We start from the raw sequence: 7,447 nt of genomic DNA on the forward strand, positions 1-7,447 counted from the left end.
ATCGGGGACGGGGCAACTGGGGGCTGATCGGCGAGGGGCGGAGCGACCAGGGGATCGGCAGGGCGATCGGCCCAGGGATCAACCAGGGGAGTGGCAGCGGGAGGACGGCGGCGGGGCCAGGCGGTGGATCACCGCGGATATCGACGCGATGGCGGTCGGACACGATCTGGCGCGGGGTACATCCGCGTTTCGCAGGGTCTCGCGGGCTAAACCTCTTTTAAACGTACCGACTGGGACAACATCCCCATGATTCTCGGGGATTTATCGATAAAGCCAGGTCAGGGGTGATGGTGTGATGAGATAACGATTTCGATTCGGATCGGTTGGGCCTTGGTATTCCTGGGGAACGAGGCGAGGGTTCTCCCTAGGATCCCTGGAGCCAACGGGGGCTCCTGAGTTTTGAGTTCGCTGGCGAGGCGCACCCACAGACTGGCGCTCGCCCGAAGGGGAAACCATGATTTCTGTAAAGAGGCGGGGCGTTGCTCGCCTTGCCGCCGCAGTCCTGGCCTCGGGCCTGGTCGCGGCGGGTGCGATAGTCACGGCCGGCACCGCCGCGGCGGACGATGCGCCTCCGAGTCAGGGCGGCGCCACCGCCACGCTCAGCGGTCTCAAGACCTTTGACCAGGCCGTCATCCATGACAAGGGCAAGGACCAGAAGGTCGGCGCCGGCCTGTTCGAGATGGCGGTCGACAACGGCGGCACCATCCAGACGTACTGCATCGACCTCCACAACCCGACGCAGAGCAAGGCGAAGTACGAGGAGAAGTCCTGGAGCGCCACATCGCTGGCGCACAACACCAACGCGGGCAAGATCAACTGGATCCTGCAGAACTCCTACCCGCAGGTCAATGACCTCTCCGCGCTCGCGGCCAAGGCGAACTCCGGCCCCCTGACGGAGAAGACCGCGGCCGCCGGCACCCAGGTCGCCATCTGGCGCTTCTCGGACGGCGCGGACGTCGACGCGGTCGACCCCGCGGCCGAGAAGCTGGCCGACTACCTCGAGAAGAACGCGCAGAGCCTCGAGGAGCCCAAGGCGTCGCTGACCCTGGACCCGCCCGCGGTCTCCGGCAAGTCCGGTGAGCGCCTGGGCCCGATCAAGGTCCACACCAACGCGGACAGCGTCACGGTCACCCCGGGTGACACCGCCGCCTCCGGCGTCAAGGTCGTCGACAAGGACGGCAAGACGGTCACCAGCGCCGCCGACGGCAGCGAGCTCTACTTCGACGTGCCGGCCGGTGCCGCCGACGGCAACGCCACGCTGACCGCCCAGGCAGCCACCAAGGTCCCGGTCGGCCGCGCGTTCGCCAGCGCCACCAAGAGCCAGACCCAGATCCTGGCCGGCTCCAGCGAGTCCACCGTCTCCGCCACCGCCACCGCGGACTGGGCGAAGAAGGGCGCGATCCCCGCGCTGTCCGCCGAGAAGAACTGCGCCAAGGGCGGCGTGGACATCACCGCGACGAACAAGGGCGACGAGGCGTTCACCTTCGAGCTCCTCGGCGAGAAGCACACCATCGAGGCCGGCAAGTCCGAGACCGTCACCGCCCCGGTGAAGGAGGACCAGGCCTACAAGTTCACGATCACTGGTCCGAACGGCTTCGAGAAGACCTTCTCCGGCGTGCTCGACTGCAAGACCGCGAGCACCGGCGGCGGCAGCGGTGACGAGACCCCGTCCTCGCAGCCGAGCCCGGCGTCGGCCGGCGGCAGCAGCGCGGACAGCAGCGGCGGCGACCTCGCCGAGACCGGCAGCAGCAGCAACACCCCGATCATCGCGGGCGTCGCCGTGGCGCTCGTCGTGATCGGTGGCGGCGCGGTCTTCTTCGTCCGCAAGAAGAAGGCGGCTCCGGCGGGTGAGTGATCGCTGACCCGAAGTAATCGCTGAAGGGCCGGGGCCTCGAAAGAGGCTCCGGCCCTTTCGTATGGGATGGGGAACTGTGATGGGCAACTCGTCAGCGGTGGCGAATGGGTTTCCGTCACGAGCTTGGCGTACGGCAAGATGGGGTGTATCTGACGACGCGGCGCAGCCGCATGCCGATCCACGGGCGGCGAACCTCGTGGTTAGGCCGCACTTCGATACCTACGATTGCCGGACGGTTTCTCTTGGCTGAGTACATCTACACCATGCGCAAGACGCGCAAGGCTCACGGCGACAAGGTGATCCTCGACGATGTCACGCTGAGCTTCCTGCCCGGCGCCAAGATCGGTGTCGTGGGTCCCAACGGCGCCGGTAAGTCGACGGTGCTGAAGATCATGGCCGGCCTGGAGCAGCCGTCCAACGGGGACGCCTTCCTCTCGCCCGGATACAGCGTCGGCATCCTGCTCCAGGAGCCCCCGCTGGACGAGACCAAGACCGTGCTGGAGAACGTCCAGGACGGCGTGGCGGAGATCAAGGGCAAGCTCGACCGCTTCAACGAGATCGCCGAGCAGATGGCGACCGACTACTCCGACGCGCTGCTGGAGGAGATGGGCAAGCTCCAGGAGGAGCTGGACCACGCCAACGCCTGGGACCTGGACGCCCAGCTGGAGCAGGCGATGGACGCCCTCGGCTGCCCGCCCGGCGACTGGCCGGTCACCAACCTCTCCGGTGGTGAGAAGCGCCGCGTCGCCCTGTGCAAGCTGCTGCTCGAGGCCCCCGACCTGCTGCTGCTCGACGAGCCCACCAACCACCTGGACGCCGAGTCCGTGCAGTGGCTGGAGCAGCACCTCGCCCAGTACGCCGGCACCGTCGTCGCCATCACCCACGACCGGTACTTCCTGGACAACGTCGCCGAGTGGATCCTGGAGCTCGACCGCGGCCGCGCCATCGGCTACCAGGGCAACTACTCCACCTACCTGGAGACCAAGCAGACCCGGCTGAAGGTCGAGGGGCAGAAGGACGCCAAGCGCGCCAAGCGCCTCAAGGAAGAGCTGGAGTGGGTCCGCTCCAACGCCAAGGGCCGCCAGGCCAAGTCCAAGGCGCGACTGGCCCGTTACGAGGAGATGGCCGCCGAGGCCGAGAAGACCCGGAAGCTGGACTTCGAGGAGATCCAGATCCCGCCGGGCCCGCGCCTGGGCAATGTCGTGGTCGAGGTGGAGAACCTTTCCAAGGCGTTCGGCGAGAAGGTCCTGATCGACGACCTGTCCTTCACCCTGCCGCGCAACGGCATCGTCGGCGTCATCGGCCCCAACGGCGCCGGCAAGACCACGCTTTTCAAGATGATCCAGGGCCTGGAGACCCCGGACGCGGGCGACATCAAGGTCGGCGACACGGTCAAGATCTCCTACGTCGACCAGAGCCGCGCCAACATCGACCCCAAGAAGACGCTGTGGGCCGTCGTCTCGGACGAGCTGGACTACATCAACGTCGGCCAGGTCGAGATGCCCTCCCGCGCATATGTGTCCGCGTTCGGCTTCAAGGGCCCGGACCAGCAGAAGCCGGCCGGGGTGCTCTCCGGCGGTGAGCGCAACCGCCTGAATCTCGCGCTGACCCTCAAGCAGGGCGGCAACCTGCTGCTCCTCGACGAGCCGACCAACGACCTCGACGTGGAGACCCTTTCCTCCCTGGAGAACGCGCTGCTGGAGTTCCCCGGCTGCGCCGTGGTCGTCTCCCACGACCGCTGGTTCCTCGACCGCGTCGCGACGCACATCCTCGCGTACGAGGGCGAGTCCAAGTGGTTCTGGTTCGAGGGCAACTTCGAGGCGTACGAGAAGAACAAGGTCGAGCGCCTCGGTGCGGACGCGGCCCGTCCGCACCGCGCCACCTACAAGAAGCTGACCCGGGGCTGAGTGTGGCCCGCCATATCTACTCCTGCCCCCTGCGCTGGTCCGACATGGACGCGTTCGGCCACGTCAACAACGTGGTCTACCTCCGCTATCTGGAGGAGGCACGCGTCGACTTCATCTGGCGGCTGGCGCCGGGGGACGGCAGCGGCGCCTTCACCGGCGGCGTGGTCGTGGCCCGGCACGAGATCAGTTACCTCCGGCCGCTCTTCCACCGGCACGCCCCGGTGACCGTCGAGCTGTGGGTGAAGGAGACCGGCGCCGCGTTCATCACGCTCGGGTACGAGGTCAAGGACGAGGAGACCGTGTACGCGCGGGCCTCGACCATGATCGTCCCCTATGACCTGGAGCGCGGCCGTCCGCGCCGCCTCACCTCCGAGGAGGAGGGCTTCCTGGTGAAATACCTGGAAGACGGCGCGGACGGCGCGGGCGGCGCCGCCGGGGCAGCCGGCGCCGCCGAGGCGGCTCCCGAGGCGGCTCCCGAGGCGGCTCCCGAGGCGGCTCCCGAGGCCACCGAGGTCGCTGCGGCTCCCGGCACCGTCGACGAGGAGCCCGAGGGGGCCGTGACCGTATGACGGTGCAGGGGGAGGAGCTGCGCTTCGCGGACCCGGGGGAGGCGGCGGACCTCGCCGCCTTCCTGGCCCGGCTGATCCACTACGACCGGGCCGCGGCGGTGCGGCTGCAGGCGGGCGGCGGAGTGCTCGCCGTCTTCGGCCGCCCGCCGTCCTTCGAAGTGCTCGCCATCCGTACGGCCCGGCTCGCGGCCGACACCGTGCTGGACACGACGGTCTCGGCCGGGCAGTTCGCGGACGCGCTGGACACGGCGGCACGGCGTAGGGCGGGCGGCGCCGATGCGGCACCCCCGGGCCCGGCCGCCGCCCCGGCCGGCCTGGACGTGGCCGTACCCGACCCGGTCACCGGCCCGCCATGGGCCGGGCTGCTGCCGCCGCGCGGCGGCTGGCACCGGGTGCCCGGTCTGCCGGGCGCGGCCGAGGTACGCGGGGCGGTCGCCTCGGCCGTCGCCGAGTTCCGCGCCCGGGACGCGGCGCTGCCCGAGGAGCGGCGCACCCGCGCCGAGCGGGACCGCATCGGCCGCGAGATCTGGTCCCGGACGCTCGGCGAGACCGGCCTTCCGCTGCGCGCCGTACACGCCGCGCAGTCACTGGGCTTTCTGCGCCCGGCCCGCACCCCCGAGCCGGTCGCCGCGGCCGTGGCGTCCGGCTCGCAGGGCGGCGGCTCGACGGCGCCCGCCCCCGAGCCCGAGCAGCTCGCGCTGCTCGCCGCGGGCGGCTGGCTGCGGCTGCGCACGCCGTACGGCTCGATAGCGTTGCGCAAGACAGGGCTGCCGGGGCTCTCGGGCCTGTCGGTGACCCCCGCCTGACCTCGCCTGACCTCGCCTGAGCCGGCGGCTGTGGGCGGGCCGCGGGGTCAGCCCGCGGTGTTGACCATGGACGCGGCCGCGTACGTGAGGTACTCCCACAGCTGCCGCTCGAGCTCAGGTGCCAGCTCCAGCTCGTCCACGGCGTCGCGCATATGACGCAGCCAGGCGTCGTGAGCCTCGCGGTTCACGGTGAAGGGCGCGTGGCGCATCCGCAGCCGCGGGTGGCCGCGGTTCTCGCTGTAGGTACGCGGACCGCCCCAGTACTGCATGAGGAAGAGCCGCAGCCGGTCCTCGGCCGGGCCCAGGTCCTCCTCGGGATACATGGGCCGCAGCAGCGGATCCTCGGCTACGCCCTGGTAGAAGCGGTGCACCAGGCGTCGGAAGGTCTCCTCGCCGCCGACCTGTTCGTAGAACGTCTGTTCCTGAAGCGTGCCGCGCGGAATCTCTGTCACCCCACCATGCTCTCAGACCGCCCGACGGAGGACTCCGGACGTAGGTCGCGATGGAGGCGCGGGCGCAGGACAGTGGAGTCATGGGCAGCACGCGCACGGGCAGGCGCGGCGCGGATGGCGCGGACCGGAAGTCCGATCCGTACGCCGCGACGGCCGCGACGCTGCGTGCCGCCCTGGTCCGGGAGATCGCCGAGGGCGGCGGGCTGACCGACCCGGCGTGGCGGGAGGCTTTCGAGGAGGTGCCGCGCCATGTGTTCGTCCCCCGTTACTACGAGGCGGGCGAGCCGAGCACATCCGGCGGGACGGCGCTCTACGAGCGGCTGGGGCGGCACGACCCCGACCCCGCGCGGCGGGCGCGCTGGCTGGCCGGGGTGTACTCCGACGAGCCCTTGGCGACGCGGGTGCGTGACGGCGAGCTCGTCTCCTCCAGCAGCCAGCCGTCGCTGATGGCGCGGATGCTTGAGGCCCTGGCGGTACGGGACGGGGACAGCGTGCTGGAGATCGGCACGGGCACCGGCTACAACGCTGCGCTGCTCGCGCACCGGCTCGGCGAGGACCGGGTCACGACCGTCGACATCGACCCGGACATCACCGACACCGCCCGCGACCACCTGGCCGCGGCCGGATACCGGCCGGCGGTCGTCACCGGGGACGGGGCGCTCGGCTGTCCCTCGCGCGCCCCCTTCGACCGGATCATCGCCACCTGCGCCGTGACCGCCCTGCCGCCCGCCTGGCTGGACCAGTGCCGGTGCGGCGCGCTGATCCTGGCGCCGCTCACCACCGGGCTGATCGCGCTGCGGGTCGCCGACGCCGAACACGGCGAGGGGCACTTCCTGACCACCCCCGCGTACTTCGTCCCGCTGCGCGGCAGCGAGCCCCGGCCCCCGGTCCGTACGAAGGGACTGCCGACCGGGCCACTGCTGGAAGACTCCTTCCGCTTTCTGCTGAACGTGGTCACGGCGTGGCTCGACCCGCTGGAGGCCCTCGCACTGTGGGAGCACGAGGGCCGGCCGGGACGGGAGCGCTACGGCGTAACGGTGCGGGAGCAGCGGCAGTGGGCGTGGCTGGACGACCCGGAGGGTGCGTACGCCTGGCCGCTGGGGCCCGCCCACGCCGAACGGGCCTCCTGAACGGGCCTAAGGAACAGGGCTGTTGAATGGGCGGGCCGACGGAAGAGGATTCTTAGCTGAGGCCGCCCGAGGCCCGGAGGTTCTGGCCGGTGAGCCAGCGGCCGTCCGGGCCCGCCAGGAACGCCACGACATCGGCCACGTCGGACGGCTGCCCGAGTCGGCGGAGCGGGGTGATGCTGACGATCAGGTCCAGCACGTCGCCGGGGTTCGCGTCGTGCAGCATGTCGGTGTCGGTCGCCCCCGGGGAGACCGTGTTGACGGTGATGCCGCGTTCCCCCAGCTCCTGCGCGGCCGCCGCGGTGAGCTGTTCCAGCGCACCCTTGCTGATCATGTACGGGGCGACGCCCGGCACGGCCCGGACGGTGTTGAGCGTGGAGATGTTGATGATCCGCCCGCCGTCGGGCATATGCCGGGCCGCGTACCGCACGGTCAGGAAGGCGGCCTTCAGATTGACCGACAGCAGATGGTCGAAGCGTTCCTCCTCGATCTCGGCGAGAGGGGCCCTCGGGAGGTTCACGGCCGCGTTGTTGACCAGGATCTCCACGCCGCCGGACGGCCCCTGCGACGCGGTCTCCATCAGCTGCTCCGCCGCCCCGGGCTCGGCCAGGTCCAGCCGCACCGCGCGGGCGATGCCCCCCGCTTCCTCGACGGCGCCGAGGTGGTGTTCAACTACGCGCGCAGCGCCGAGGCCGCCGAGGAGGTCGTCCGCGCCGTCGAGGAAGCGGGGG

The 7,447-nt window shown here is 70.6% G+C and carries 6 protein-coding genes and 1 pseudogene; 5 read left to right on the forward strand and 2 right to left on the reverse strand.

The features are described from left to right. The first annotated feature begins 454 nt into the window (after positions 1-454). The 4 genes and pseudogenes from CCN51_RS38630 (at position 455) to CCN51_RS38645 (ending at position 5,137) form a co-directional block, all read left to right on the forward strand. On the forward strand, positions 455-1,855 hold the full coding sequence (locus CCN51_RS38630; RefSeq protein ID WP_014179625.1) for a Cys-Gln thioester bond-forming surface protein: 1,401 nt from the start codon (positions 455-457) through the stop codon (positions 1,853-1,855). 242 nt (positions 1,856-2,097) lie between these two features. Next, on the forward strand, positions 2,098-3,762 hold the full coding sequence (ettA, locus tag CCN51_RS38635) for an energy-dependent translational throttle protein EttA (protein WP_014179626.1): 1,665 nt from the start codon (positions 2,098-2,100) through the stop codon (positions 3,760-3,762). 2 nt (positions 3,763-3,764) lie between these two features. Beyond that, positions 3,765-4,214 (forward strand): annotated as a pseudogene (locus CCN51_RS38640) (acyl-CoA thioesterase); the annotation flags it as partial. Between the two features lie 113 nt (positions 4,215-4,327). Next, entirely contained in the window at positions 4,328-5,137 is an 810-nt protein-coding gene (locus CCN51_RS38645) for a DUF8185 domain-containing protein (protein WP_014179628.1), read from the forward strand. A gap of 47 nt (positions 5,138-5,184) precedes the next feature. Here CCN51_RS38645 and CCN51_RS38650 read toward each other — a convergent pair whose 3' ends face one another. Next, positions 5,185-5,589, reverse strand: coding sequence for a globin (locus CCN51_RS38650; RefSeq protein WP_014179629.1), 405 nt, complete (start codon positions 5,587-5,589; stop codon positions 5,185-5,187). An 80-nt stretch (positions 5,590-5,669) separates the two neighbouring features. Between CCN51_RS38650 and CCN51_RS38655 the strand changes: the two genes are divergently transcribed. After that, positions 5,670-6,719 (forward strand): methyltransferase domain-containing protein, encoded by a 1,050-nt coding sequence (locus CCN51_RS38655; RefSeq protein ID WP_014179630.1) that lies wholly within the window; start codon positions 5,670-5,672, stop codon positions 6,717-6,719. 52 nt (positions 6,720-6,771) lie between these two features. On the opposite strand, the gene CCN51_RS38660 is transcribed toward CCN51_RS38655, so the two are convergent. Continuing rightward, positions 6,772-7,447, reverse strand: a 676-nt coding sequence (locus tag CCN51_RS38660) for an SDR family oxidoreductase (RefSeq protein WP_086860648.1), incomplete at its 5' end; no start/stop codon positions are given.

The organism is Streptomyces milbemycinicus, assembly GCF_002154605.1.
Taxonomy (GTDB): Bacteria; Actinomycetota; Actinomycetes; order Streptomycetales; family Streptomycetaceae; genus Streptomyces; species Streptomyces milbemycinicus.